Below are 25,883 nucleotides of genomic sequence, written 5' to 3' on the forward strand. Positions count from 1 at the left end.
TGACGACCTACCCGCGATGGATGATCCATCGCACCGCGGGGAGGTTATCAAGCGGTCATGAACCGATATTGCGACTGCGTCAACGCCGCCTCCTGCGCCGCTTCTTCCGGGTGCGCGTAATGCCCGGTCTCCAGCACGAACAGCTCCTTGGGGCCGGCGAGCGCGTTGTAGATGGCGAACTGCCCGGGAGGCGGGACGGAGGGATCGAACAGGGCGGCGCCCACGTGCACGGGGCGGCGTACGAAGGTGGCGGCGGTGGCGGCGTCGAAGTAGGCCAGGACGTCGAGCACCTCGGGGTGGGCGGCGTAGTGGTCGCGGACGGCCGCGCCGCTTCCCGTGCACGGCAGCGTCACGCGCAGCGGGTGGTTGCCGAAGCTGGGGATGACCAGGGCGCCGCTGGCGAACCGGTCGTCGAAGGCGAGCACGAACGGGCCGATGCCGCCGCCGAAGCTGGAGCCGATGTAGTCGAGCCGGACGGCCGCGGCCTCGGGGACGAGTTCGGCCAGCGCGGTGGCGGCACACCACATGTCGGCGACGCAGGCGCCGTGGATGTAGGTCTCGCGGGCGCCGATGCCGTGCAGCACGTGCCGCTGGGCGTCGGCGGGGATGCCGGGATGCAGGCTGCGGGCGGGCAGGCCGCGGGCGCACGGCCAGATGGTGGCCGTGCCGGGGATGTTGACCCTGACTTCGGGGTGGTCGCGGCCGCCGTAGCCGTGGGCGACCACGCGCGCCCTGGTGACGCGGCCGTCGAGCGGGAGGCTGAGCCAGCCGCCGATCCTGAACCCGTCGACGGAGGTGTAGGTCACGCCGTGGAAGCGCAGGCCGTCGGCCTCCCACTCGGCGGGGCCGAGCTTGGGCGCGACGCTGACCGCCATCGCCTGCTCGTGTGTGCCGCGCCAGAACGCCGCGAAGTCGGCGGGCGCCGGCGGAGCCGGTACGGCCAGCAGCGCGTCGAGGTCGTAGCCGTAGGTCGGATCGAAGGTGAACTCGTGCCGCGGGATCAAAGCCAGCCCTCCATGCAAGATCGTCAGGCCAGCTTAACTGCCCTTTCCCGGACGCCGGAAACGACGCTCCACGGTGCGCCGGGCAGCCGTTCGCTGTCGGCCGTCTCGGCCATGAGCAGCGATCCGGCGGGCAGTCGCGGCGAGTTGGCGGCCACCACCCGCCCCTCGGCGTTGACCAGGGTGACCGGGGTCGGGCAGGCGGCCAGCACGCCCAGCAGGAGCGCCTCGAACCTGGCGGCGCGCACGTCGGCGCCGACCACGCCGAGGAAGCGGTCGCCGGCGCGGGCGGGCGTGGTGAAGGTGAGCATGTAGGTGTCGGTGCCGCCGTAGTCGACGTAGGGCCCGACGACGTGGCGGCGGCCGGTGCGCTGGGGCACCGCGAACCACTCGGCGGCGGTGTAGTCGTAGAAGTCGAGGCTCTCGGGGTCGAGGTCGACGTCCAGGAAGATCGGGTCGTCCTCCGGCGGCGTCTGCCACCAGTCGAGCCAGCGCGGGCGGTCGGCGAGCACGCCGGGGGCGACGATCACGCCGGCGCCGGCGGCGATGCCGTGCAGGCGGCGCAGGCAGCCGAAGATCTGGGGGCGGACGCCGGCCAGGTCGGCGGCGGTGAAGCGGGACCGGTAGCTGTCCTCGACGCCGGTCCTGATCTCCTCCAGCGCGCGGAAGACGTCCTCGACGATCGCGTGGACCCTGGCGGCCACGAGGGCAACATGTGGATCGCTCATCGCCACTCCCGTTGGTCCTGGGTGACAAGTCGCCAATGGAACTCCATCAGACGCTCCGTGCCCCTGTCGAGGTGCTCCTCCGTCAACGTTCGTGCCCGGTCGGGCTGCCGGGCGGTGATGGCGTCGATGACCTGCCGGTGGCTGCGCACCACCTCCTCCCTGTCGACGGCCTCGCCGTACGGGAGCCAGAGCAGCTCGCCCACCTCGGACTGGATGTCGATCTCGGCACGGGTGAGCCTGACGGACTGGGCGGCGGCGGCGACCTCGATGTGGAAGCGGCCGTCGGCGCGGCGGCGCTCGCCGACCGTGGCGGCCGCTTCGAGGCGGTCGACGACCTGGTGGAGCCGGGCGATCTGGTCGGCCGAGGCGCGCATGGCGGCCAGGCGGGCGGCGGCGCCGGCGATGGCGGACCGGTAGTCGCCCATCTCGCGCAGCTCGGAGCTGGTCAGCTCGCGCAGCCTGGTCCTGAGCCTGGCGGTGGAGGGGTCGGCCGGGCCGCGCACGAACGTGCCGCCACCCCTGCCGCGCCTGGTCTCGACGAGCCCGCGTTCGCGCAGCGCGGCCAGGGCGGCTCGCAGGGTGACGGTGGAGACGTTGAGCGAGGCGGCCAGGTCGAGCTCGGCGGGCAGTTGGTCGCCGTCGGCGATGAGGCCGAGCGCGATCGCCTCGGCCAGGCGCCGTACGACGACCTCGACCCTGCCGGAGCCGTCGTCGACGGGGGCGAAGACGGCGGCGTCGGGGAGCTGATCCACGGCAGCCAGCATATTGCATTCTGAAATATGAACTCATAGTTTTAATCGCAACCCGATCAGAGGGAGGCCGACCCGTGCCTGATCCCGAGAAGAGGTTCGCTGAGGAGTGGCGCAACGCCGCCTACAACTGTTTCTCCTCAGGCCACAAGTTCTGCCGCGAGGTCTGCCCGGTCCTGCAGGTCACGCGCAACGAGTCGTGGAGCCCCACCGCCTTCCACGCCAACGTGGTGGCGATGGAGCAGGGCTCCCTCGAGGTCGCCGACGTCGCGGCCGACTACGTCAACTGCACCGGATGCGGCGCGTGCGAGCTTCGCTGTCCCAACTCGCTGTTCACCGGCGACTTCTACCGCTTCCGCACCAGGACCGTCGACCTGGTCAAGGCCGTGCGCGCCCTCGCCGTACGGGAGGGCGTGCACCAGCCGGGATGGCAGCGGTGGAACCTGCTGACCGACGAGCTGACGCACGAACCCGTGACCTCGCGGGTGTCCCAGGAGCGGGTGCGCGACTGGGCCCAGGGCCTCGACCTGCCGGTGGGCGGAGAGACGATCCTGTTCGTCGACTGCGAGGCCGCCTTCCACCGGACGACGGCGCCCCGGGCGGTCGCGCGGATGCTCGAGCTTGCGGGCTACCCGTTCGGGCTGATGAACGAGCAGTGGTGCTGCGGCGGGCCCGCCGCCGAGATGGGCTACGAGGAGCAGGCGCTCCGCTTCGCCAGGCACAACCTGGAGGACTGGCGGGCGAGCGGCGTGCGGCGCGTGCTGGTGCTCGACCCGCACGACTACATCACCTTCACCGAGGACTACCCCAGGTACTTCGGGGAGTCGTTCGACATCGAGGTGGTGCTGGTGGTCGAGCTGCTGGCCGCGATGCTCAGGGACGGGCGGCTGGTGCCGCACGTGCCCGTCGAGCGGACGGTGACCTACCACGACCCGTGCCGGCTCAACAAGCGCAAGGGGATCTGGCGGGAGCCGCGCGAGATCCTGCGCGCCATCCCCGGCCTGACCTTCCACGACGTGGACCGGGTCAGCCAGTGGTCGTACTGCTCGGGCGCGGGCGGCGGGCTGGGCGTCGAGAAGCCGGAGCTGACCGCCAGGATCAGCCGGATGCGCATGGACAAGGCGGCCGAGCTCGGTGTCGACACCCTCGTCACCGCCTGCCCGTGGGCCGAGCGGCCGCTCACCGAGGCGGGCGGCGCCCGCGCCATCGGCGTGGTCGACCTGCACGAGCTGCTGGCCGAATCCCTGGGGGTGGCCTGATGACCATCGCCATGGACGACCCGGTGCTGGAGGAACTGCGCCAGGCCCTCGGCCCCGAGCACGTGCTGACGGGCCGGGCCGACCGGCTCAACCGCACGCGCGTGCCCGCCCCCTTCCCCGTGCACCGGTGGGCGGAGCGGATGCCTGACCTGGTGGTCCTGCCGGGCTCCACCGAGGAGGTGGCGGAGGTGCTGCGGCTCGCGCACGCCTACCGGATCCCGGTGGTGCCGCGCGACGGTGGCACCGGGCTGACCGACGGCGCGGTGCCGCTGCGCGGAGGCATCGTCGTGGATGTGAAGCGCATCAACCAGATCAAGGAGATCGACCTCGAGAACAGGACCTGCACAGTTGGCACGGGCATCAACGCGCTGAAGCTCAACGAGGTGCTTTCACGCCACGACCTGATCTTTCCCGACGACCCCGCCTCCTACCCGTGCTCGCTGGTCGGCGGCAGGATCGGCACCAGCGGCTGGTCGCTCATCGGCTCCCGGTACGGCCACAGCCGCGACCTGGTGCTCAGTTTCGACCACGTGCTGCCGACCGGGAAGGTCATCCACGTCGGCGACGGCATCGGCCGGAAGATCACCAAGTCGTCGAGCGGCTACCAGCTCAAGCACCTGTTCATGGGGCACCAGGGCACGCTCGGCATCGCCACCGAGGCGACGCTGAAGCTGTTCCCCAAGCCCGAGGCCGAGTTCTCGCCGTTCTGGGCCTTCGAGGACTACGACAGCGCCTACGCGGCGGTCGGGCGGCTGGCCGGGGCCGGGGTGGCCACGTTCGCGGGCGCGGTGCTGTTCGACGAGTGGAAGGTCGCCTACCTGCGGCGCGACGACGAGGCCTACATCCCGCAGCCGTCGTCGGTGAAGGCACTGGTCTGCGCGGCCCTGTACGGCTACGAGGACGAGGTGCGCGCCGGCGGCCGGCGACTGCTGCGGATCGCCCGCTCGACGGGCGCCCGCTACCTCGGCGACGAGATCTCCGAGGGCGACTGGGCCGCCCGCCACGACCGCTACGCCACGCCCCTGCACGGGCGGACGCGCTCGGGGCAGGTGGTGCCGATGAGCTGGCACTGCGAGGACGCCTCGATCAACTACTCCCGGCTGCCGGCCGTACGGCTGGCATGGCACGAGATCGCCGACCGGCTGCGCAGGGAGTCGGACGTGTTCGACGACTGGGGCATGTTCGCCTACACCAACGGCCCCACCGGCGCCGACTACCTGACCGAGATCGACATCGGCATCTGGGAGCAGCGCCTGGACGACGCGGCCTGGACGGAGTGGGTGGCCGCCAAGCGCGACCTGGCGGCGGTGGCGCTGGCCAACGGCGGCTCGATCAGCGCGTGCCACGGCTCCTGCCGCGAGGGCGAGGTGGACCTGGTGCCGGAGGAACTCGGCGGCGGCTTCGAGATCATGCTCGCCGTCAAGCGCGCCGTCGACCCGCACAACATCATGAACCCGGGCAAGTACCTGCTCGACCGCGCCTACGAGCCGGGTCTGGAGGAGCCGTGAGCTACCGCTACCACGACGAGATGACCCCGCCGCCGCCCGAGCGCGCCTCGGAGGTGGCGATCACCAGGTTCGAGCACGTCTACGAGGTGGATCCGGCCCTCATGACCGAGCACGTGACCCAGCAGACCTTCCCCAACTGGGACACGCTGCGCCTGGCCCGCTCCCGCGCCGACCACCTGGCCTGGATGCACCGGCACTTCGCGCACAAGGTGATCTCGGGCGAGGAGCTGCTCGATGATCTCGACGGGGGTCGATCATCTCCGAGGACGCCCTCGTGAAGATCATCTCGTTCGCCACGCTGGGCATCTACTTGGGCTTCCAGATGGTGGTGCTGGCGGCGCTGCGGGCGCGGCTGCTCGGGTGGCGCCCTTCCGGGCCTTTCACGCTGGGCGCGGCGGGCCTGGCGGTCAACGTCGGCGCGCTGGTCTACGGCGTGCTGGCCATCCTCAACATGATCTGGCCGAGAACGCCTGACGCCGCCTGGTACGACAACTGGCTCGTGGCGCTGTCCGGCCTGGTCGTCGTGGGTCTGGGCGGGCTGTACCTGGCCGTGGCCAGACCGCAGGAACTCGGTGTGGCCCCGGCGGGCGACGCCATTCCCCAGGAGGAGCGATGAAGTTCAGTTACGTGATGCTGCCCGACTACCCGCTCCAGGAGTCGCTGCAGGCCATCAAGGTCGCCGACGAGCTGGGCTTCCACGCCTGTTACGCGGCCGACGAGACCTGGCACAAGGACCTCTGGCTGCTGTTCGCGGCCGCCTCGCAACAGACCAGCAGGGTCAGGTTCGGCCCGAGCCTGTCCTCGGTGGTGCTGCGCGAGCCCTCGCTCATCGCGCAGGCCGCCGCCACCCTCGACGAGCTCAGCGACGGCCGCGCCGAGGTGGTCCTGTCCAGCGGCAACTTCGGGCTGCTGGCCCAGTACGGCATCGACTGGGCGGCCACCAGGCCGCTGTCACGCGTGAAGGAGGCCGCGCACGTCGTCCGCACGCTCCTGGACGACGGCGCCATCACCTTCGAGGGCGAGTTCTTCCGCTACAACGGCCTGTTCACCTTCGCCAGGCCCGTGCAGGAGCACGTGCCGGTGAAGCTCGGCGCGATGCGCGGCCCCCGCTCCTTCCGCGCCGCGGGAGAGCTGTCCGACGGCGTGCACCACGCGCTCAGCTACACCCGCGAGGCCTACGACTACCTGGTGTCGGAGTTCAGGGCCGGCGCCGAGAAGGCGGGCAAGGACTGGACGGCGATGGACATCGGAGCCTGGGTCGTCTTCGCCACGGGACCCGACTCCGCGGTGGCCAAGGAGGCCGCGCGCAGCATGGTCGGCCTCTACGCCTCGTCGATGCCGGCCGAGCAGCTGGAGCGCAACGGGGTCGACCCGAACGTGATGAAGCCCGTCGTCGACGCGCTCGGGGCCGGCGACCTGGCCAGGGCCATCGAGCTGACCAGTCCGGAGCTGGGCGACCGGCTGTCGATCGCCGGCACTCCCGAGGAGTGCGTGGAGAAGATCAGGCGCGAGATCGAGCCGTCGGGGGTCAACCACATGATCCTCGCGGTGACGGACGCGACGCTGGTCAAGCAGTTCATGGGACGCGACCTGCCGCAGGTGGCCTCCGTCGAGGAGCAGCTGCGGCTGATCCATGACCGGATCATGCCCGCCTTCGCGTGACCGGTGCCCGTCATCAGCGGAGAAGGTGTGTAGCGCGGAGCTGGCGGGGCAAGGACCCCGAAACCCTGCAACCGATAACGAGGAGGAGCCGTAGTGCTCACTCTGACGCCAAACGCAGCCCAGGTCATCAAGGATCTGACCGCCCGGCAGGATGCGGAGGCCAGCGGTATCCGCATCTCGTCACAGGGCGACGACCAGGGATCCCTGGTGCTCAGCATGGCCGACGCGCCTGAACCGACCGATGAGGTGGTGGAGAAGGAAGGAGCCAGGGTCTACCTCGACCCGGTGGCGGCCAGCGTCCTGGACGACAAGTCGCTGGACGCCGACACCGACGGGGAGGGCGGGGTCGCCTTCCACGTCACGGGTCAGCAGGACGCCTCGTGAGAGGTGATCACATCAGGAGCGCGGCGGCCTCGGTGGCGGAGGGAAGGCCCTCGACGTCGCCATGCACTTCCACGATGCGCCCGGCGAGCGCGCTGCCCACCCGAGCGGCGTGCTCGCGCGTGGCGCCGGAGAGCCTGGCGGCCAGGTAGCCGCCGAGCAGCGCGTCTCCCGCGCCGACCGGGTCGCGCACCACCCGCGCGGCGCTCGGCAGGTGGCCGGCCGCGCCGTCCTCGCCGTGGTAGTAGACGCCGTCCGCGCCGGCTTTCAGCACGACCTCGACGCCCTCGGGGCGGCGCGCCAGGGCGGCGGCGAAGACGTCGGCGGGTGCCGTGGCGCCGAACAGCGGTTCCGCCTCGTCCTGGCCGAGAACCAGCAGGTCGGTGCGCGGCAGCAGGTCGAGCACCGTGGCCAGCACGCGGTCCTGGCGGCCGAGCGCCGGGCGCAGGTTGGGGTCGACGATCAGCAACGCCCCCGCTGAGCGCGCGCCTTCGGCCAGGGCCCGGACCAGCCGCTCGGGCCCTTCGCCGAGGGCGATCGTGATGCCGCTGACGACGATCGCCCTCGGCCGGGCGTCGAGGATCGCGGCGGCGTCGCCGTCGTCCATCCCGGCCGCGGCCGACCCCGACCGGTAGTAGTGCACGCGCCTGACCCCGTCCGGCAGCACCTCCTTGAAGAACACCCCGGTCGGCCTGGTGCCGTCGCGGCCGACCAGGGAGGTGCCGACGCCGAGGGACGCGGCGACGGCCAGGACCCGCTCGCCGAACGGGTCGGCGCCCACGCGCGAGGCGAACCAGGCCGTGCCGCCGAGCCGGGCGACGGCCGCGCACACGTTCAGCTCGGCGCCGCCGACGTGCACGCCCATCCGCCCGGCGGTCGCCAGGCGCTCTCCTTCGGCGGGCTGGAGCAGCACCATCGCCTCTCCGACACCGACCACGTCAGGACGCGTCACCACATCCCCCATCGCTCGCGGGTTTGCATTTCCACCAGTGCCGGGAAATCATCTCATCACTCATGATTGTGGACGGGGGCTCCCGGTGCGTGACTTCCGGTGGCGGCTGACCGAACGCCTGGTGGCCGACCGCGTGATCGGCATCATCCGCGCACCGTCCGCCGAGACGGCCGTCACGTACGGCAGGCGGCTGTCGGCCGCCGGGCTGGCCGCCGTCGAGGTGTCGCTGTCGACGCCCGGCGCGCTGGCCGCCGTCCGCGAGCTGGCCACCGGCGCGCTCGTCGGCGCGGGCACCGTGCTCGACGCGGTCCAGGCCGGAATGGCGATCGAGGCGGGCGCCCGCTTCCTGGTCTGCCCCACGCTCGACGCGGACGTGATCCGCGCGGGCCACCGCCACGGCGTGCCGGTGGTCGCCGGAGCCTCGACGCCGACCGAGATCGTCAGGGCGCTGGAGGCCGGCGCCGACCTGGTCAAGCTGTTCCCCGCGACGCAGAGCTCCCCGCAGGCGCTGCGCGACATCCTGCAGGCGCTGCCGCAGGCGCCGATCGTCCCGACGGGCGGGATCAGCACCGCCACCGCGCCCGAGTGGATCGCCGCGGGCGCGGTGGCCGTCGGCATCGGCGGCGAGCTCACCCGCGGCGCGCCGCGCGAGGCCCCCTCACGCGTCCACGGTCTGCTCGCGGCGCTCCGCGCCGCCCGCTGACGATCCGTGCCGACTAGGCCAGGAGTTTGGCCACGTACCTGAGCTGCTCCTCCCGCTGGAAGCCGCCGCCGCCCTCGTGGTTGTTCCACGGCCAGACGGTGATCTCCTTGTCCGCCTGCCAGTGGTTGTAGGCGGCGAACACCGTCGAGGGCGGGCAGACGTCGTCCATCAGCGCCACCGAGTACAGCGCCGGCACCTGGCCGCGCGCGGCGAAGTTCAGGCCGTCGAAGTAGGACAGCGTGCGGAACACCGTGCCGGCGTCGGCCCGCTGGGTGGACAGGAAGCGGACGATCTCCTGGTAGGGGTCACGGCCGGTGATCTCGACCGCCCTGCGGAAGTGGGTGAGGAACGGGACGTCGATCAGCGCCCCCCCGCACCGTGGGCCGCAGCGCGGCGACCGCCTGGGCGATGCCGCCGCCCTGGCTGGCGCCCGACACCACGATCCTGCCCGCGTCGACGGCCGGGTGTCCCGCGGCCACGTCCACCGCCCGCACGGCGTCGGTGAACACCCGCCGGTAGTAGTAGTCGGCGGGGTCGAGGATGCCTCTGGTCATCATGCCGGGTGCCTGCGGCGACCGGCCGCCGTGCGGGTCGGCGGTGGCGCCGGGGCTGGTGGGACTGTGCGCGCCCTGCCCGCGGGTGTCGACCACCAGGACGGCCAGGCCCGCGGCCGGCCAGGTGAGGTGGTCGTGGGGGAAGCCCCTGCCGCCCGAGTAGCCGATGTACTGCACCATGCACGGCAGGGGGCCCTCGGCCCCGCGCGGCGCGATCAGCCACGCGTTGATCCGGTGGCCGCCCCAGCCGGCGAAGGAGGTGTCGTAGACGTCCACGGCGGTCAGCGGGATGTCGTAGGGCGTGAACGAGGGAGCCAGATCGTGCTCGGCGGCCTCGGCGAGAGTGTCGCTCCAGAACGCGTCGAAGTCGGCGGGCTCGTCACGCTCCGGGCGGTACTCGCGCAACCGGTCGAGGGGGAGGTCGAACAGGGGCACAGGGTCTCCCGAAGGGCAGAGGTCAACTCCTGACATTCCACCTCACCCTTACTGAAAGCGCTATCCAGACTCCCGCCCTACGCCATGATCAGCCGTCCGCGCCGTGCGGGTCCTCCGGGCCGTGCGGGCCGTGCGGGCCGTGCGGGCCGACCACGGCGGCCAGCGCCTCCAGGAAGGCGGTCACCGCGGGGCGGTGGTCGCCGGCCCGCCACCCGATGGCCAGGCGAGCCGGCGACAGCCCGCCGACCGGCCGGCTGACCAGCCCAGGACGCTTGTACAGCTGGGCGTTGCCCTCCGCCAGCAGGACCAGGCCCAGCCCGGCCAGCACCGCCTCGAAGACCTCGTCGGCCGAGCTCGCCTCCGCGCCGACGACCGCGTCGGGCCTGCCGAGCCAGAACTCCCGCATCGGCCCCGCCGCCGCGGGCAGCGCCACGAACGGCTCGTCCCTGAGGTCGGCGAAGGCGATCTCCTCCCGGCCGGCCAGCGGGTGCGCCTCCGGCAGGGTGACGAAGCGCCGTTCGGTCGACAGCACGAAGGTCGCGATCCCCTCGGGCGCGGGCAACCACAGGAAGGCCACGTCCGAGGTGCCGTCGGCCAGTCCCGCGCTCGGGTCCTCCCACCCGACCACGCGCAGCGACACCGTCCAGCCCGGCATGCGTTCCCTGAAGCGGCGCAGCGCCTCGGCCTGGATGCCCCTGCCGACGGCGGTCTGCAGGCCGACGACAAGCGTTCCCGTGGGGGCGGCCTGCCGTACCAGGTCCAGACCCTCGTCCCACCGGGCGAGCAGGTCGCGGGCGACGGGCAGCAGCGCCGCCCCCTGGCGGGTGAGCGCCAGGCCGCCCGGCACCCGGTCGAACAGCATGCAGCCGATCTGCCGCTCGAGCGCCCTGAGCTGCTTGGACAGCGCGGGCTGGGAGACGAAGAGCCGCTCGGCCGCGCGTGTCACGTGCAGGTCCTCGGCGGCGGCGACGAAGTACCGCAGCTCACGCAGATGGATGTCCATAACCATCGGTTATACCGGCATGTCTTGGACCGGCCCGGCCCCGGGGGCGGATGCTCGGAGACATGAGAACTCTTGGCACGCTCACCGTCCCGCCGATCGGCTTCGGGGCGATGGTCCTTTCGCCCGGCATCTACGGGCAGATCGACGACGACTCGGCGCTGACCGCGCTGCGGCACGCCATGGATCACGGCGGCACCCACATCGACACCAGCGACGCCTACGGGCCCGACGGGCACAACGAGCGCCTCGTCGGCAGGGCCGTCAAGGGCAGGCGGGACGAGGTCGTGGTGGCGACCAAGTTCGGGCTGGCCGTCCCGCCCGGGGTGGAGACCCGTTCGATCCCCGTGGGCTACGCCTTCGGCGAGCTGCGCGGCAACGCCGACCCCTCGCTGGTGCGCGGGTACGCCGAGCGCAGCCTGCGCAACCTGGACACGGACGTGATCGACCTGTACTACCTGCACTACCCCGACCCCGGCGTGCCCGTCGAGGACACCATGGGCGCGGTCGCCGACCTGGTGCGGGCCGGTCTGGTGCGGCACGCGGGCCTGTCCAACGTGACGGCCGGGCAGCTGCGCGCGGCGCACGCCGTGCTGCCGATCACGGCGGTGCAGGTCGAGTGGTCGATGTGGCGCCCGATCGAGCCCGACCTGCTGGCGACGGCACGGGAGCTGGGCGTCGGCATGGTGGCCTGGAGCCCGCTGGGCTCCGGCTTCCTCACGGGAGGCGTCACCAAGCTCGAGGAGGGCGACTTCCGGCACAACGCGCCGCGCTTCGACCCGGCCAACCTGGCCACGAACAACGACAGGTTCGCGCCGATCAGGACGCTGGCCGTCGAGCTCGGCATCACCCCCGCCCAGCTCGCGCTGGCCTGGCTGCTGCACCAGGACGAGCACGTCGTCCCGATCCCCGGCAGCAGGACGCCCGCGCACATCACCGAGAACCTGGAGACGGCCGGCATCACCCTGCACCCCGACACGCTGGCCCGGCTGGACCGCGCGCTGGCCGGCTTCCAGGCGGTCGGCGCCACGCTCCTGTAGGGCGCGGCAGCACGTGGCGCGACCGCCTCACCAGCCGGGGTCAGCCGGCCGGGTGGTCCTCCCACACCGCAGGAGGGACGAACGTGGAGGTGACGGGGACGAAGCGTCCCTCCTCCGCCGACTGGAGTATCGCCGCCATCACCTCCACCACGTGCGCCGCCAGCTCGCCGGAGGCCCGGTGTGGCCGTCCCGCCGCGATGGCGCGGGCCATCTCGAGCACGCCGATGCCGCGTCCCAGGGTGGTGCCCTCCACCGGTAAGTCGGTCCATTCGGGCGCTCCGGTACGGCGCAGCCGTACCGGGCCGGTGAAGTTGTTCGGGTCGGGCGCGGCGAGCGTGGCCTCGGTGCCGGTGAGTTCGAGGAAGTCGCCGCGGGCCAGCGGCGAGTCGAAGGAGAAGACGGTCGTGGCGCGCTGCCCGCCGGCGAACTCCAGCAGCGCGCTGACGTGGGTGAGCACCTCGACGTCGAAGACGGAGCCGGCCAGCGGGCCTGAGCCGACCGTGCGCCGGGCGTGCGCCCTGCTGCCGTTGGCCGCCACCTTCGTGACGGGGCCGAACAGCACGGCCAGGGCCGTCAGGTAGTAGGGGCCCATGTCGAACAGCGGTCCGGCGCCGGGTTTGAAGAAGAACTCGGGGCTGGGGTGCCAGCGTTCGGGGCCGGGGCCCTGCAGGATCGTGATCGCCGACAGTGGCCTGCCGATGGCGCCGTCGGCCAGGGCGCGGGCGACGGTCTGCAGTCCCGCGCCGAGGAAGGTGTCGGGCGCGCAGCCCACCCTGACCCCGGCCCGCTCGGCGGCGGCCAGCAGCTCGCGGCCGGTGGCGGGGTCGAGCGTGAGGGGTTTCTCGTTGTAGACGTGCCGTCCGGCGGCGACGGCCGCCATGGCGACCTCCGCGTGCGCGGCGGGCACGGTCAGGTTGACGACGATCTCGACGTCGGGGTGGTCGAGGACCTGCGACACCTCGCCCGCGACGGGCACGCCGTACTTCTCGGCGGCGGCTCTGGCCCGGTCGGCGTCCAGGTCCGCGCAGGCGACCACGCGCAGCTCGGGCATGGCGGCGAAGTTGTCGAGGTAGCGCCTGCTGATGTTGCCGCACCCCACGATCGCGACGCCGGTCACCGGTCCACCTCGCGCAGGTAGGCCAGGGAGTCGGCGAGCGCGTCGAAGATGTCGGTGGCGCACCGGTCGAGCTCGACCACCCGCATGGCCTGGGGCGCGGCGGCGAGGATGTCGGGGATGGGCAGCGTGCCCGCGCCCACGGCGGTCATCGGGTCCTTCAGGTTGGCCGGGCCGTCCTTGACGTGCAGGAACCGCACCCGCTCCCCCAGCCTGCCGAGCAGCTCGGGGACGTCGGCGCCGCCGACCGCGGCCCAGTAGACGTCCACTTCCAGGATCACGCCGGGGTCCAGCAGGTCGGCCAGCGCCTCGAGGGCGTGCCGCCCGCCGACGTGCGAGGCCAGCTCCCAGTGGTGGTTGTGGTAGCCCACGCGCACCCCGCGTTCCGTCCCCCAGGCGGCCGCGGCGTTCAGTGCGCCGGCGGTCCTCCTGATCCCCTCCGCGGTGGTGAACTCCGCCGGATCCACCATGGGCACGATGAGCGTGCCGGCGATCTTCAGGTATTCCTCCCTGTCGGGGCCCAGCAGCGGGGCGTGCGCGGAGTGGACCTGGAAGCCTTCGACGGGGGTGAGGGTGAACGGCTCGACCGCCTCGTAGCCGAGGGAGGCGAGTCTGGAAAGGGTGGCGGTGGGGTCGGCGGCCAGATGGTCTCGGAGGGTGTAGAGCTGGACGGCATAAGACCTCATGGTGTTGAACGCTAACTACGCCAGGTGTGTGGTGCAATGTCCCCATGACGGTCGACGAGTCCCAGATCGACCTGCTGTCGGAGGCCTTCCTTCGCCAGCCCAGGCGCTACACCAGCCGGCAGGTCGCCGCGATGGCCGGGGTGCCGGTCTACCGCGCGCGGCGCTACTGGCGCGCGCTGGGATTCCCGAACGTCGCCGACGACGCGGTCGTCTTCACCGAGGCCGACGTCGAGGCGCTGAAGACGCTGGTCGCCCTGGTCAGCGACGGCTGCTACGACGAGGAGCACATGCTCCTGGTGACCAGGGCGCTCGGCAGGGCGACGGCGAGCCTGGCCGAGTCCCAGGCGGAGCTGGGCGCCGAGACGCTCGACCTGGCGGGCGTGCCGCTGGCCAAGCGCCCGGAGGCCTGGCGGGAGCGCGCCGACCGCGTGGTGCCCTCCCTGGAACAGCTGCTGGTCTACACCTGGCGCCGCCAGCTCGCCTCGGCCGCCGGCCGCATCGTGGACCAGGAGGTCGGCACCGTACGGCTGGCCGTCGGCTTCGCCGACATGGTCGGATTCACCAGGTTCAGCCGCCAGATCGCGGAGAAGGAGCTGGCGGGGCTGGTGGAGCGGTTCGAGGGCCGGTCGGCCGACGTCGTCACCTCCTCGGGCGGCAGGGTGGTCAAGACGCTGGGCGACTCGGTGCTGTTCGTGGCCGATCTGGCCCGGGTGGCCGCCGAGATCGCGCTGCGGCTGCTGGAGGTGCACGCCCCCGACCGGGCCATGCCCGACCTGCGGGTGGGCCTGGCGATCGGCCCGGTGATCAGCAGGATGGGCGACGTGTTCGGCACGACCGTCAACCTGGCCAGCAGGTTGACGTCGCTGGCGCCCGCCGGTGGCGTGCTGGCCGACCCGGCGCTCGCCGAGGACCTGTCCGCCTCCCCGGGCTTCGCCCTGGTGCCCGCCGAGCCGATGACCGCCAAGGGGCTGGGCGAGCTGCTGCCGTCCGTGGTCCGCAGGGCGCCCCGCGACTGAGGCGCCCCGCGGAGCGCTCTCAGGCCGGGTCGGCTCCGCCGGCCTCGTCGTGGACGGCGGGCGGGGTGAGCACGGGCTCCAGGAAGGTCAACGTGCCGCGCTCGGTGTCGAGGCGGGCCCGCACGCCGATCGGGTAGGTCTGCATGGCGATGCCGTGGCCGATGTCGGCGCCCGCCATGACGGGCACCCCGAGGTCGCCGAGCCGTTCGACCAGCATGCGCTCGACGTCGCGCGGCTCGCCGCAGTCGGTGAAGGTGCCCAGCAGGATGCCCGCCACCCCGTCGCTGTAGGTGGCGCGGCGCAGCTGGGTGATGTAGCGGTCGAGCCGGAACAGCTCCTCGTCGACGTCTTCGAGGAAGAGGATGGCGTCGCGGGCGGGCAGGCTGGTGTCGGTGCCGAGGGAGGCGGCCAGCAGGGTCGCGGTGCCGCCGAGCGTGCGGCCCTCGGCGACGCCGGGCACGACGGTCCTGAAGTCGGGGAAGGTCAGCTCGCGCACCTGCTCGGGGGTGAACAGCAGCTTCATCAGCTGGTCGAAGTCGTACTGTCCCGGTCCCTCGTAGAAGCCGTCGCAGGCGACCATGGGGCCGAACAGGGAGACCCAGCCGAGCTTGGCGGCCAGCGCCTCCAGCAGGGCGGTGACGTCGGAGTATCCGACCACGACCTTCGGCCGGTCGGCGGGGACGCGCGACCAGTCGACCAGTTCGAGCGTGCGCTGCATGCCGTACCCGCCGCAGGCGCAGAAGACGGCCGCGAAGGAGGGGTCGGAGAGCGCGGCGGTCAGCTCGCGCGCCCGGGTGACGTCGTCACCGGCCAGGTAGTCGTACTCGGTGCCGCCCATGCGCACGGCGCTGAAGACCTCGGGCTTGAGCCCCACCGTCTCCATGGCGCGCAGACCTCTGTCGAGGTTGGCCTGGTTGGGCGGGCCGCTGGCGGCGATCACAGCCACGCGGTCGCCGGGACGCAGAGCGGGTGGACGGATCACGAAATCTCCTCCAAAGGCGTGAGATGGCAGGCGACTCCCGCGAGCACCGGCGGGTCGATCGTGCCGCACTCGTCGGTACGGCTGGGACAGCGGGGATGGAAGCGGCACCCCGCGGGGATGCGGGCGGGGTCGGGCGGTTCGCCCTGCAGCGGCGTCGCCGTGCCCGACGCGGCGGCGAGCATGGCCCTGGTGTAGGGATGGCGGGGCCTGATCAGCACCTCCTCGACGGTGCCCGACTCGACGATCCGGCCGAGGTACATCACCGCGACCCTGTCGGCGATGTTCCAGGCCAGCCCGAGGTCGTGGGTGACGACCAGGGCCGACATCCCGAGCTCGTCCCTGAGGCCGAGGATGAGCTTGAGAATCTCGCCCCTGACCGAGGCGTCGAGCGAGGCGACGGGCTCGTCGGCGACGATCACCGAGGGTTCGAGGGCCAGCGCGCCCGCGATGACGACGCGCTGCTGCTGCCCGCCGGACAGCTCGTGCGGGTAGCGCCCGAGGTAGTCCTCGGGTGGCCGCAGCCCCGCCCTGGCCAGCGCCGAGGTCACCCGGTCGTCCTTCAGCCCGTGCAGGCGGGGGCCCTCGGCGACGGCCGCCCTGACGGTCTGCCGGGGGTTCAGCGCGCCGCCCGGGTCCTGCAGGATGAGCTGGACGTGGCGGCGGTACTCCTTCAGCCGCCGGTAGTCCAGGGGCGCGCCCCGGTAGCGGACCTCTCCGCGCGTGGGCCTGACCAGGCCGACGAGCGCGCGGGCCAGGCTGGACTTGCCGCAGCCCGACTCGCCGACGAGCGCGACGATCTCGCCCTGCCGTACCTCGATGTCGACCCCGTCGACCGCGCGGGCCCGCCCGAAGGCGATCTCCAGCCCGCGCGCCTCCAGCACCGGCGTCATGACGCCCCTCCCTCCAGCACGTGCACGCAGGCCGCCGCGCGACCCTCGCCGCTCGGCCACAACTCCATCGCCCCGGTACGGCACGCGGGCCCCGCCGACTCGCACCGGGGCGCGAACGCGCAGCCGTCGCCGAGGTCGGCGATCCGCGGCGGGTCGCCCGGCAGTCCCTCGGGCGCCAGCCTCGAGGCCGGGTCGCCGATGGTGGGGAAGGCCCTGGCCAGCGCCCTGGTGTAGGGGTGGCGGGGGTCGGCGATCAGCTCCTTGGCCGGGCCCGTCTCGACGATCCGGCCCGCGTACATGACCGCGAGGCGCTCGCACATCTGCGCCAGGACCGCCAGATCGTGGCTGATCATGATGACCCCGATGCCCGACTCGCGGACCAGGTCGCCGAGCAGCCGCAGGATCTGCGCCTGCACCATCACGTCGAGCGCGGTCGTCGGCTCGTCGGCGACGATCAGGTCGGGGCGGCAGGCCAGCGCCATCGCGATCATGATGCGCTGCCGCTGCCCGCCGGAGAACTCGTGCGGGTAGTCGCCCGCCCTCCGCGCGGGCACGCCCACCGCCTCCAGCAGTTCGGCGGCCCGCCCGCGCGCGGCCTTCACGCCCACCCTGTCGTGCAACAGGATCGGCTCGCAGATCTGGTCGCCGACCGTGCGGACCGGGTTGAGCGCGCTCATCGCGCCTTGGAAGACCACCGAGACGGCGTTCCAGCGGACGGCCCGCAGCCTGGCCCACCGCGCGGTGAGCAGGTCCTCCCCCTCGAACAGCACCTGGCCGGTGACGCGGGCGGTGGCGGGCAGCAGCCGCAGCAGGCTGAGCGCCATCGTCGACTTGCCGCACCCCGACTCGCCCGCGACGCCGAGCGTCTGGCCGCGCTCGAGCGTGAAGCTCACGCCGCGCACGGCCTGGGCGGCGCCGTCACGGGTGCCGTAGCTGACGGTGAGGTCGCGCACCTCAAGCATGAGCGGACCTCCTGGGGTCGAGCAGGTGCTCGACGGCCCGCCCGGTGAGCGTGAAGCCGAGCACGACGATGAGGATCGCGACGCCGGGCGGCAGCAGGTACCACCACGCTCCCGCGGTGACCGCCCCGCCGGCGAACGCGGCCTGCAGCATGGAGCCCCAGGTCACGCTGGTCGGGTCGCCCAGGCCGAGGAAGGTCAGCGTCGCCTCCGACAGGATCGCCGACGCGACGGTCAGCGTGCTGGAGACCAGGATCAGCGGCAGGACGTTGGGCAGCACGTGACGCAGCATCACCTGGGCGTTGCCGGCGCCGAGGACCCTGGCCCGCTCGATGAACGGCCTGGCCTCCACGGCGAGCGTCTGGGCGCGGACCAGGCGGGCGGTGGCCGTCCACGAGGTGACGGCGATGGCGATGGTGATGGAGGCCGCGCCCTGGCCGAGCACCGCCGACAGCGAGATGGCCAGCGGGAGGCTGGGCAGCGCGATGAACCAGTCGGTGACGTGCATGAGCGCCTTGCCGATCATGCCCTGGTAGTGCCCGGCCAGCAGGCCGACGGCGCTGCCGAGCAGCACGGTGAGCGCGGTGGCGATCAGCCCGATGGCCAGCGACTCCCGCGCGCCCCAGATGACCAGGAGCAGCACCGAGCGTCCGGCCTGGTCGGTGCCCAGCGGGTAGCCGCCCACGGGCGGCGACAGCTGCGGTCCGGTGACCTTGACGACGTTGAGGTCGGCGTCGCCGATGTAGAGGGGGGCGGTGAGGGCCAGCAGCGCGAAGGCGGCCAGCACGCCCACGCCCCAGAACAGCGACCTCATTGGGCACGCACCCTCGGGTCGAGGAAGCGGTAGGCGAGGTCGGCCAGCAGGTTCATGATGATCACGCTCGCGCTGAAGATGATGAACGTGCCCTGGAGAAGGGGCAGGTCGGGGATCTTGAGTGCCTGGTAGGTGAGGTAGCCGAGTCCCGGCCACGAGTAGACGGCCTCGACGGTGATCGCGCCGCTGACCAGCGTGCCGAGGTGCATGAAGATCATGGTGACCGAGGGCAGCAGGGCGTTGGGCGCGGCGTGCCTGCGGCGCACGCCCCCGTCGGTGAGGCCCTTGGCGCGGGCGGTGAGCAGGTAGGCCGCGCCCCGCTCGTCGATGATCGAGGACCGCATGATCGTCACGTACTGCGCGAAGATGACCAGGACCATGGTGAGGCAGGGCAGCACCAGGTGACGGGCCACGTCGAGCACGTCGGTCCCGGGCAGCGACGGGTCGCTCATGCCGCCCGCGGGCAGCAGCCCCGGGATACTGAAGGCCACCAGCAGGATCATGCCGAGCCAGAACGTCGGCACCGACCAGAGGGTGAGCGAGGCGCCCGAGGTGATCCTGTCGAACACGCTGCCCTGCCGCCAGCCGCTGCGCATGCCCAGCCACAGCCCGAGCGCGACCGAGATGACCGCGGAGGTGCCCATGAGCAGCAGCGTGGGGCCGAGCCGATCGGCGACCAGGGTGGAGACCTGCTGCTGGAACTGCCAGGAGTAGCCCAGCTCTCCGCGCAGGGTGTCGCCGACGAAGGACAGGAAGCGCCGCCACAGCGGATCGTCGAGGCCGAGCTGCAGGCGCAGCTGGGCCAGCTGGGCCTCGCTGGTGGGACGACCCCGGGTGAGGGTCCTGACCGGGTCGGCCGGCATGAGGCTGAAGATGACGAAGCCGATGACGAGCGTGACGAAGAAGCTGACCACGGCGGTGGCGAGCTTCTCGGCGAGGTGGCGGCCGAGGCCGCGCACCGCCGTACCGGAGGCCGCCCCGCCGCGTGACGCGAGGCTACTCACGGTCGCCCGCCGTCTTCCTGCGGCGCACCACCAGCACGCCGCCGACGGCGACGATCACCAGCGCGCCCAGCCCGAGCCACACCCCTGAGCCGCCGCCACCGCCGGCGGCCGGCGCCTTGGCCACGGCAGGCGGGCTTGCCTTGAGGTAGCTCCAGAAGGCGGTCTGCGCCGGGTGGAGCCCCTCGGCGTTCGGCGTGCCGGTGACGATGCCCCGCACGGTGTCGGTGCGGGCCACGTCGAGGGTGTTGGCGTAGTAGAGGATCTGGTCGACGTTCGCCCGGTACAGCATGCGCTGCATCTCCGCGACGATCCCGGCCCGCTCGGCGGGGTCGGCGCTGGTGAGCTGCCGCTCGAACAGGGCGTCGTAGTCCTTGTCGCAGTAGTAGGCCTCGGTGTTGCCGCCGGTGCCGTCGTCCTTCGGCAGGACGGCGCAGGTCTGGATGCCCAGCAGATAGGTGGGGTCGGGCCCGGTGGTCCAGCCGTCCATCAGGATGTCCCAGTCGCCCTTGGCCAGGTCGCTGTTGAGCGCGCTCATGCTGAGCGGCTGGATGGTCAGCTTGATGCCGATCGCCTGCAGCCAGCCGACGAGGTAGGTGGAGATGGCCGCGTCGGCGGAGTCGTCGGAGTGGGTGCCGAGCCTGAACGCCAGCGGCTTGCCGCTCTTCGGGTCGACCCGGACGCCGTCGGCGCCCTTGGCGTAGCCGGCGGTGTCGAGCATCTGGTTGGCCTTGGCGGGGTCGAAGCGCTGCTCCTCCTCGGCGGTGGGCTTCCAGCTCCACTGCGGCCAGGCGGGCGGCAGGTAGCCGTGGCCGAGCTGGCCGAGGCCGTTGATGACCTTGGTGACCAGCGTCGGCTTGTCGATGGCCAGCGCGATCGCGTCACGCACCACCTGCTCGCGCAGCGCGGGGTGGCCCGTCCCGATGGGCTTGCCGCTGCGGGTCTTGGCGCCGGGGTTCAGCTCGATGCCCGTCCAGCCGTTGCCCACCTCCTGGACGGCCAGCAGCGAGGGGTCGCCCTTCAGCGCGGTGAACTGGGTCGGGTTGACGCCGTTGATGTAGTCGAGCTGGCCGCTGCGCAGCGCAGCCACGGCCGCGTCCGACTCCTTGAAGCTCTGCTGGACCAGGTGGTCGAAGCCGGGCGCGCCGAGCACGAAGTCCTTGTTGGCGTCGAACTTGGCGTACTGCTCGGGCTTGTAGTCGGTGAGCGTCCACGGCCCGTAGCCGACGACGGGGAAGGCGTCGTTCTTGTAGTCCTTCAGCCCCTTCACCTGCGGCTCCCAGACGTGCTTGGGCACGATGGGGATCCCGCTGATCGGGATGCTGACGTACATGACGTTCGCCTGCGGCTTCTTGGTCTTGATCACCAGCGTGGTGGGATCGGGCGCGCTCACCTTCTCGAAGTTGCTGACCAGCGAGCCGTTGGCGGTGCCCGCCACCGTGTCGGTCCTGATCAGCTCGAGGGTCCAGGCGGCGTCCTCGGCGGTGATCGGCCGCCCGTCGCTCCACTTCAGCCCTTCCCGCAGCTTGAAGGTCCAGGTCAGCTGGTCGGGGCCCTGGGTCCACGAGGTCGCCAGGTAGGGTCCGGGTTTGCCGTTCTCGTCGAGGGAGTTGAGCGAGGGATAGATCGTGCCGAAGATGTCGAGCGCGCCGTTGAAGAAGGCGAGGAAGGGGTTGAGCGTGTCGACGCCCGATCCCGACATCTTCACCCGCAGCGTCGTCTCCCGGGCGGGCGCGGTGGCGGCGGGCGCGGTGGCGGCGGAGGCGGTGGCGGCGGAGGCGGTCGCGGCGGGGACGGCCGCGGTGGTCAGCAGCGCGCAGGCGAGCAGCGCTTTTCCAATCCACATCGGGGTGTGCTCCTCGGGGGGTGGGGATGTAGGAATGCTGGCGACCCGCGAGCATCACCCCAACGATCGTGAACGCTTGTGAGCCTCACCCCTCAACTTTTCGAGGCTGCGCCGCGGCCCCGCCGGCGGCGCCCCGGTGCCGGCCGGCCGACCGGCACCGGCGGCTTCACCGGTCGTACAGGTCGTGGTGGGTCACCCGAGGCTCCTGCTCCAGCAGGTAGTCGGCATCGAAGTCGTAGTACTTGGCGACGGTGACGTCGTCGCCGGCGAACGCGGCGACCGACTCCTCGCTGTCCCAGAAGGTGAGCGTGATGAAGTGGGCGACGTCGCCCTCCTCACGACGCAACACGTAGGCGCCCCGGCAGCCCGGCGTCGACCGGTAGTCGGGGATCGCGACCTCCCGCATCAGTCTCAGGTAGTCGGCTGACTTCTCGATCGGGGTGGCGCCGTGCCAGATCCGGGCGATCATGGGTTCCTCCGTACGGGTGCGGTGTCCCTTCATAGATGCCCGCAGCCCGCCCGGACGCCCGGCCTAGTCGCAGCGGCCCGCCTCGACCGAGGAGACCTTCCACTCCGCCCCGGGGAACGGCGACATGAAGTGGGTGAGCAGGTCGATCGCGTACCCGGGCACCTGGCCGCCCGGGTCGAGCAGCGAGACCATCTGCGGCCCGTCCGCCCCGCGCAGCGTCAGCGTGTCGCCCCGCCGGACGGGCACGACGCCCGGCTTGGTGCCGACCGTCACGCACGCCAGCGGCACGCTGCCCGCCGTGACCGCCTGCCTGGAGCTGATGGGCCGCATCCGCTGGTCGTAGCGGCGCAGCCGCAGCGAGGTGGCCCGGCCCATCCGCACCCGCTCGGCGAACACGTCGGCGCCGACGCTCCGGGTGACCTTGACGTCCAGCCGGACGTCGGGCCGCAGGTCCACCCCGCCTGCCCGCAGGTCGAGCCGGTCGTAGCCGCCCTCGAACCCGGGCGAGACGAACCCGAAGGCCGCCGGCGCCGCCGCCCCGAAAGGCACCTTGCCGGGACGGATCCGCAGCCACGACATCGCGTGCACGGCGATCGTCACCTCGTCGATCCTGCTCGGACCGAGCCCGAACCGTCCGTCGAGCCGGTAGGCGAGGAAGCCGCCCGCATACGGCACGTCCTTGCGGGCCGAGACCTTCCGCGCCGGCACGGGCTCCAGCTCCAGCCCCGTGCGGGCGCGCAGCAACCGGGTGGGCGAGGGCTTGGAGGCCAGGTCGATGGACAGGTCGGGGTTGAGCCTGGCGGTGGTGTCGGCGGCCAGGTCGCCGACCTCCAGGACGGTGTCGAGCACGCGGCCCCGCGACGGCCGGTAGACCTTCTCGATCAGTCCCGCCTGGACGGCGAGCAGCCCGTCGAGGGTGCCGGCGTCGGCCTTGTAGGTGAGCGTGGGCAGCCGCAGGGCCGAGGCGTTGGTGTCGGCGTCGAGGCCGAAGACCGAGGGGACGTCCGTGAACCGCAGCGATCCCGTCGCCGCGCCCGACGTCACCGCCGCCTCCAGGCGCTCCACCGGGGCGGAGTTGCGCACCCGGATCCTGGTGCGGCCGCCGTACGCGCCGGTGACCGAGACCGCGGCGGGCACGGGGTCGACGAGCACCCGGCCGCGCAGCCTGCCCTGGTCGGCCTCGGCGCGGACCTCCAGGCTGCCGAGCGTGGCGGCGGGTTCGACGGCGTAGCCGGCCGTGACGGACTGCCCCTGCAGGGCGAACGGGCCGACGGTCATGCGGGTGACCGCGGACGGCAGCCCGGTGAGGGTGGCGCTGGCCCTGATCGGGACCGGGGCCAGCACGCGGCTGTCGAGGTAGAGGGCCAGTCTGCGGCCCGCCGGGTGGAAGCCGGAGAAGGTGAAGGTCTTCCTGGCCAGGTCGACGTCCACCGTGCCGGGCAGTCCCTCGAGGTCGACGTGGGCCCGCAGGCCGGGCCGCGCTGGGGTGCCGCCGTCGACGAGCGAGATCCCGCCCTTGACGTGCGGCGCGTCGGGGACGGCGGCGGCGTTGCCGAGCCACACCTGGCCGGTCAGGTTGACGGTGGAGGCGTCGTAGGTCAGCCGGCCGTTCGCGCTGGAGATCGCGATCCGGCCGGGGGCGGGGCCGAGCGTGGCCGCGGCCCCGAAGCGGTCTCCCGTGGCGGTGCGCAGGTCGGCGTCCACGGCGAGGGGACGGCGGGCGGCCTGCACGTCGGCGGTGAACCCGGTGCCGGTCGCGTTCCCGGCGAGGTCGGCCCTGCGCAGGCCGTCGAGGCGGACGCTGGCGTCGAACCTGCCGGTGCCGGCGTCGTGGTGGGCGGCCAGGTGCGGGCCGATGGGCGCGGTGGCGTCGGCGTGGTTGGCGACGGCGATCGTCGCCGAGCCGATCGGGCCGGACAGCCCCCGGAAGCTCACCTGGGTGGCGGCGGGGGTGCTGGTAGCGGCCGGGGTGCTGGTGACTGCCGGGGTGGCAGTGGCCGCCGGGGTGACGGAAGGCTGGGTTCCTGAGGGCGGGGTGCCGGGGAGGGACCAGGTGGCCGCCCAGCGGGCGGGTACGCCCGTGACGGTGAAACCGGCGCGCAGCTCCCCCGCCCTCGCCGACGCCACGACCGAGGCGACAGGCGCGTCGGCGGTCCACTCCAGCCGCCTGCCCACCGTGTCGGCCACCGCGGTGAGGTGCCCGCGCACCCCCTTCACGCTCGCCCGCACCACCCCCTGCGGCGCGCCCGCGTGCAGGTCGATCCGGCCGAGCCTGCCGGGGGCGGCCACCTCCACGGTCGTCGTCGGGCCGAGCGCCCACGACGCCTTGACGCGCCCCCTGACCCCGCGCACGCTCGCGTCGACGCTCAGCCCCGTCTTCCGGTTGGCGTAGGCGGCGCGCAGCCGTTCGATGGTCCCGCGCGCGGTGTAGCGGGCCGTGCGGGCGCCGGGATCCAGGTCCGCGGTCACCTTCGCGGGCGTGTTGGAGATCTCCAGCCTGGCCAGGTGCGTCCCGTCGATGTCGGCCGCCCCGGTGAACGGCCTGCCGCCCGACCCCAGCTCGAGCCGGACGCGCGGCGCGGCGCCGTACGTGGCGTCGAAGCCCGCCACCCCGGCCAGCCTGCCCGAGACCCCCAGCCGGCCGCCGTCCTTGATCATGGTGACATGGTCGCCGGGCAGGGCGGCGATCGCGCCCTGCCCGCGCTGGAGCAGCAGTGTCAGCTGACCCAGGGGCGAGCTGGCGGTGTGGACGATCCGGTTGGCGGCGGCGTCGTGCTCGACGGTCATGGTCGCCGGGAGTCCGGTCAGGCGCGCGCTGACGACCGTCTGGTCCCTGGCGGCGTCGTAGAAGCTCAGGTCGGCGGCCTTGGCCCGGGGCGCGCCGGAGGTGACCGACAGCCCCTGGGGTGTGGCGGTGGCGCGGAACTCGCGCGGCAGCCGGGTGATCGACAGCCCGGCGGCCCTGGACAGCCTGCCGTCGCTGAACACGTAGTCGTGGAAGCTCGCCCTGGCGATGGGCGCGGTGCCGGCGAAGTGGACGGCACCGGGCCTGGTCAGCTCGGCGGTCAGCCGGGTGCCCATCCGGTCCACCGTCACCTGGGTGAACCGGCGCCGCTCCGCGACCACGAGGGCGTCGAGCTCGGCGGGTGCCGAGGCGGTGGCGGTCAGCGCGCTGCGGCCGCCGTCGAGCATGGCGTGGGCGCTGAAGCGTTCGGTGGCAGGCGTCTGGCGCAGGCTGACCACGGCCTTGCCCTCCAGTCCCGCGATGGTGGCGGCGGAGGATCCGGGGGCGCTGCGCCGTACGGTCGCCCGCACGTCGACGCGCCCGGCCGCGAGCGCGGGCAGGTCGACGGTGAAGACCCCCCAGTCGCGCCCCGCCAGCTCGGTGCCCCTGCGGTAGCCGTCGAAGCCGACCTTCACCACCGTGCCGGAACCGACCGCGTACTCCGCCCACACCTGCGCCTTGACGGGGCCGCCGAGCTGGACGACGCCGAAGCCGATGCCGGCCCGCTCGCCCTCGGCCTGCTGCGGCACCAGCGTGGCGAGCAGGTCGGGCATGCCGTCGCCGGTGACGTCCGCCTGGACGGGCGTGGCCACCGGCCGCGCGGAGGAGCACGCGGCGGGCAGCGCGGCACTGGACGCGCACAGCTTGAACGTGGCCACCGGCACCCCCTCTCCCACCACGGGGAGGCGGATCTCGGACGGCAGCGGGAGCCTGCGGCCCTTCGGGACCGGCAGCAGGGTCAGCCCGCCCGGCTCGGCGGCGGGCAGGACGAGCTCGGGTGAGGGGGCCGGCCCCGACATCCGCTTGCCGGCCTCGGCGATCACCTGGTCGACCAGCGCAGGGCCCGCGGGGATCGTCACGGCCGGCTCGCCCGGGCCCTGGTGCCGTTCGGCCTCGGCCCCTGCCGCCAGGGAGAGCCTGCGCGCCGTCCCCGCCTGTGCCGCGGCCGGGACCCGCACCCGGGGTACCGGCTCGATCCGCGGCCTGCCGTCCTCGGCGGCACCGCGCCATCCGGCCGCCGCCGCACCGGCCGGTGCTCGCCCGGTCACGGGTACGGCGTGCGCCGCCGTGGGCACGCCGGCGACCAGCGCGCAGACGAGCAGGACACAGGACAGCCGCGGCATGACTGG

The 25,883-nt window shown here is 72.8% G+C and carries 26 protein-coding genes; 9 read left to right on the plus strand and 17 right to left on the minus strand.

The features are described 5' to 3' along the window. Positions 1-47 precede the first annotated feature (47 nt). From ABZX22_RS25370 to ABZX22_RS25380, 3 genes are read right to left on the minus strand one after another with little or no spacing between them, the layout of a single operon-like run. A complete protein-coding gene (locus tag ABZX22_RS25370) occupies positions 48-1,004 on the minus strand; it encodes an acetylxylan esterase (protein ID WP_354913317.1) in 957 nt (318 codons plus the stop codon). Positions 1,005-1,027: 23 nt separating this feature from the next. Continuing rightward, on the minus strand, positions 1,028-1,729 hold the full coding sequence (locus ABZX22_RS25375; protein WP_354913319.1) for a hypothetical protein: 702 nt from the start codon (positions 1,727-1,729) through the stop codon (positions 1,028-1,030). Further along, entirely contained in the window at positions 1,726-2,481 is a 756-nt protein-coding gene (locus ABZX22_RS25380; protein WP_354913321.1) for an FCD domain-containing protein, read from the minus strand. The genes ABZX22_RS25375 and ABZX22_RS25380 overlap by 4 nt, the downstream gene beginning before the upstream one ends. Positions 2,482-2,555: 74 nt before the next feature. Between ABZX22_RS25380 and ABZX22_RS25385 the strand changes: the two genes are divergently transcribed. The 6 genes from ABZX22_RS25385 to ABZX22_RS25410 all read left to right on the plus strand — a co-directional run bounded on the left by ABZX22_RS25385 (position 2,556) and on the right by ABZX22_RS25410 (position 7,291). Beyond that, a complete protein-coding gene (locus ABZX22_RS25385; RefSeq protein ID WP_354913323.1) occupies positions 2,556-3,737 on the plus strand; it encodes a (Fe-S)-binding protein in 1,182 nt (393 codons plus the stop codon). Beyond that, positions 3,737-5,245 carry an FAD-binding oxidoreductase gene (locus ABZX22_RS25390; RefSeq protein WP_354913325.1) on the plus strand — a complete coding sequence of 503 codons (1,509 nt, stop codon included), beginning with the start codon at positions 3,737-3,739 and terminating at the stop codon, positions 5,243-5,245. Before ABZX22_RS25385 ends, ABZX22_RS25390 begins: the two co-directional genes overlap by 1 nt. Continuing rightward, a complete protein-coding gene (locus ABZX22_RS25395) occupies positions 5,242-5,523 on the plus strand; it encodes a hypothetical protein (RefSeq protein WP_354913327.1) in 282 nt (93 codons plus the stop codon). Before ABZX22_RS25390 ends, ABZX22_RS25395 begins: the two co-directional genes overlap by 4 nt. Next, positions 5,520-5,861: a hypothetical protein gene (locus ABZX22_RS25400; protein ID WP_354913329.1), complete on the plus strand. Its 342-nt coding sequence runs from the start codon at positions 5,520-5,522 to the stop codon at positions 5,859-5,861. The genes ABZX22_RS25395 and ABZX22_RS25400 overlap by 4 nt, the downstream gene beginning before the upstream one ends. Then, positions 5,858-6,907 carry an LLM class flavin-dependent oxidoreductase gene (locus tag ABZX22_RS25405; protein WP_354913331.1) on the plus strand — a complete coding sequence of 350 codons (1,050 nt, stop codon included), beginning with the start codon at positions 5,858-5,860 and terminating at the stop codon, positions 6,905-6,907. Before ABZX22_RS25400 ends, ABZX22_RS25405 begins: the two co-directional genes overlap by 4 nt. A gap of 93 nt (positions 6,908-7,000) precedes the next feature. Continuing rightward, complete coding sequence (locus ABZX22_RS25410) at positions 7,001-7,291, plus strand: iron-sulfur cluster biosynthesis family protein (protein ID WP_354913333.1); 291 nt, start codon at positions 7,001-7,003, stop codon at positions 7,289-7,291. 7 nt (positions 7,292-7,298) lie between these two features. Here ABZX22_RS25410 and ABZX22_RS25415 read toward each other — a convergent pair whose 3' ends face one another. Then, positions 7,299-8,240 (minus strand): sugar kinase, encoded by a 942-nt coding sequence (locus ABZX22_RS25415; protein ID WP_354913335.1) that lies wholly within the window; start codon positions 8,238-8,240, stop codon positions 7,299-7,301. An 85-nt stretch (positions 8,241-8,325) separates the two neighbouring features. Between ABZX22_RS25415 and ABZX22_RS25420 the strand changes: the two genes are divergently transcribed. Beyond that, positions 8,326-8,943 carry a bifunctional 4-hydroxy-2-oxoglutarate aldolase/2-dehydro-3-deoxy-phosphogluconate aldolase gene (locus ABZX22_RS25420; protein ID WP_354913337.1) on the plus strand — a complete coding sequence of 206 codons (618 nt, stop codon included), beginning with the start codon at positions 8,326-8,328 and terminating at the stop codon, positions 8,941-8,943. Positions 8,944-8,956: 13 nt separating this feature from the next. On the opposite strand, the gene ABZX22_RS25425 is transcribed toward ABZX22_RS25420, so the two are convergent. From ABZX22_RS25425 to ABZX22_RS25435, 3 genes are all read right to left on the minus strand, one after another. Beyond that, on the minus strand, positions 8,957-9,307 hold the full coding sequence (locus ABZX22_RS25425) for an acetylxylan esterase (RefSeq protein WP_354913497.1): 351 nt from the start codon (positions 9,305-9,307) through the stop codon (positions 8,957-8,959). Further along, complete coding sequence (locus ABZX22_RS25430) at positions 9,249-9,932, minus strand: acetylxylan esterase (protein WP_354913339.1); 684 nt, start codon at positions 9,930-9,932, stop codon at positions 9,249-9,251. Before ABZX22_RS25430 ends, ABZX22_RS25425 begins: the two co-directional genes overlap by 59 nt. Positions 9,933-10,020: 88 nt before the next feature. Then, entirely contained in the window at positions 10,021-10,935 is a 915-nt protein-coding gene (locus ABZX22_RS25435) for a LysR substrate-binding domain-containing protein (protein ID WP_354913341.1), read from the minus strand. Between the two features lie 62 nt (positions 10,936-10,997). On the opposite strand from ABZX22_RS25435, the gene ABZX22_RS25440 reads away from it, so the two are divergent. After that, the gene (locus ABZX22_RS25440; RefSeq protein ID WP_354913343.1) at positions 10,998-11,972 is read left to right on the plus strand and encodes an aldo/keto reductase; all 975 of its coding nucleotides are present in this window, start codon (positions 10,998-11,000) and stop codon (positions 11,970-11,972) included. Positions 11,973-12,012: 40 nt separating this feature from the next. On the opposite strand, the gene ABZX22_RS25445 is transcribed toward ABZX22_RS25440, so the two are convergent. Continuing rightward, positions 12,013-13,089 carry a Gfo/Idh/MocA family oxidoreductase gene (locus ABZX22_RS25445; protein WP_354913345.1) on the minus strand — a complete coding sequence of 359 codons (1,077 nt, stop codon included), beginning with the start codon at positions 13,087-13,089 and terminating at the stop codon, positions 12,013-12,015. Next, entirely contained in the window at positions 13,086-13,772 is a 687-nt protein-coding gene (locus ABZX22_RS25450) for a TIM barrel protein (protein WP_354913347.1), read from the minus strand. The genes ABZX22_RS25445 and ABZX22_RS25450 overlap by 4 nt, the downstream gene beginning before the upstream one ends. 44 nt (positions 13,773-13,816) lie before the next feature. Between ABZX22_RS25450 and ABZX22_RS25455 the strand changes: the two genes are divergently transcribed. Beyond that, positions 13,817-14,788: an adenylate/guanylate cyclase domain-containing protein gene (locus ABZX22_RS25455; RefSeq protein ID WP_354913349.1), complete on the plus strand. Its 972-nt coding sequence runs from the start codon at positions 13,817-13,819 to the stop codon at positions 14,786-14,788. Positions 14,789-14,807: 19 nt separating this feature from the next. On the opposite strand, the gene ABZX22_RS25460 is transcribed toward ABZX22_RS25455, so the two are convergent. From ABZX22_RS25460 to ABZX22_RS25495, 8 genes are all read right to left on the minus strand, one after another. Then, positions 14,808-15,770 (minus strand): LD-carboxypeptidase, encoded by a 963-nt coding sequence (locus ABZX22_RS25460; RefSeq protein WP_354913351.1) that lies wholly within the window; start codon positions 15,768-15,770, stop codon positions 14,808-14,810. Continuing rightward, the gene (locus ABZX22_RS25465; RefSeq protein WP_354913353.1) at positions 15,767-16,660 is read right to left on the minus strand and encodes an ABC transporter ATP-binding protein; all 894 of its coding nucleotides are present in this window, start codon (positions 16,658-16,660) and stop codon (positions 15,767-15,769) included. The genes ABZX22_RS25460 and ABZX22_RS25465 overlap by 4 nt, the downstream gene beginning before the upstream one ends. Further along, positions 16,657-17,622, minus strand: a complete 966-nt coding sequence (locus ABZX22_RS25470) for an ABC transporter ATP-binding protein (protein ID WP_354913355.1) — start codon at positions 17,620-17,622, stop codon at positions 16,657-16,659. Before ABZX22_RS25470 ends, ABZX22_RS25465 begins: the two co-directional genes overlap by 4 nt. Continuing rightward, on the minus strand, positions 17,615-18,433 hold the full coding sequence (locus ABZX22_RS25475; RefSeq protein ID WP_354913357.1) for an ABC transporter permease: 819 nt from the start codon (positions 18,431-18,433) through the stop codon (positions 17,615-17,617). Before ABZX22_RS25475 ends, ABZX22_RS25470 begins: the two co-directional genes overlap by 8 nt. Continuing rightward, complete coding sequence (locus ABZX22_RS25480; protein ID WP_354913359.1) at positions 18,430-19,437, minus strand: ABC transporter permease; 1,008 nt, start codon at positions 19,435-19,437, stop codon at positions 18,430-18,432. Before ABZX22_RS25480 ends, ABZX22_RS25475 begins: the two co-directional genes overlap by 4 nt. After that, positions 19,430-21,280 carry an ABC transporter substrate-binding protein gene (locus ABZX22_RS25485; protein ID WP_354913361.1) on the minus strand — a complete coding sequence of 617 codons (1,851 nt, stop codon included), beginning with the start codon at positions 21,278-21,280 and terminating at the stop codon, positions 19,430-19,432. Before ABZX22_RS25485 ends, ABZX22_RS25480 begins: the two co-directional genes overlap by 8 nt. A gap of 166 nt (positions 21,281-21,446) precedes the next feature. Then, positions 21,447-21,749, minus strand: a complete 303-nt coding sequence (locus ABZX22_RS25490; protein ID WP_354913363.1) for an antibiotic biosynthesis monooxygenase — start codon at positions 21,747-21,749, stop codon at positions 21,447-21,449. 63 nt (positions 21,750-21,812) lie between these two features. Next, the gene (locus ABZX22_RS25495; protein WP_354913365.1) at positions 21,813-25,877 is read right to left on the minus strand and encodes a hypothetical protein; all 4,065 of its coding nucleotides are present in this window, start codon (positions 25,875-25,877) and stop codon (positions 21,813-21,815) included. Positions 25,878-25,883: the final 6 nt, after the last annotated feature.

Origin of the sequence: Nonomuraea sp. NPDC003804 (assembly GCF_040610675.1) — a bacterium.
In the GTDB taxonomy this organism is placed as follows: Bacteria; Actinomycetota; Actinomycetes; order Streptosporangiales; family Streptosporangiaceae; genus Nonomuraea.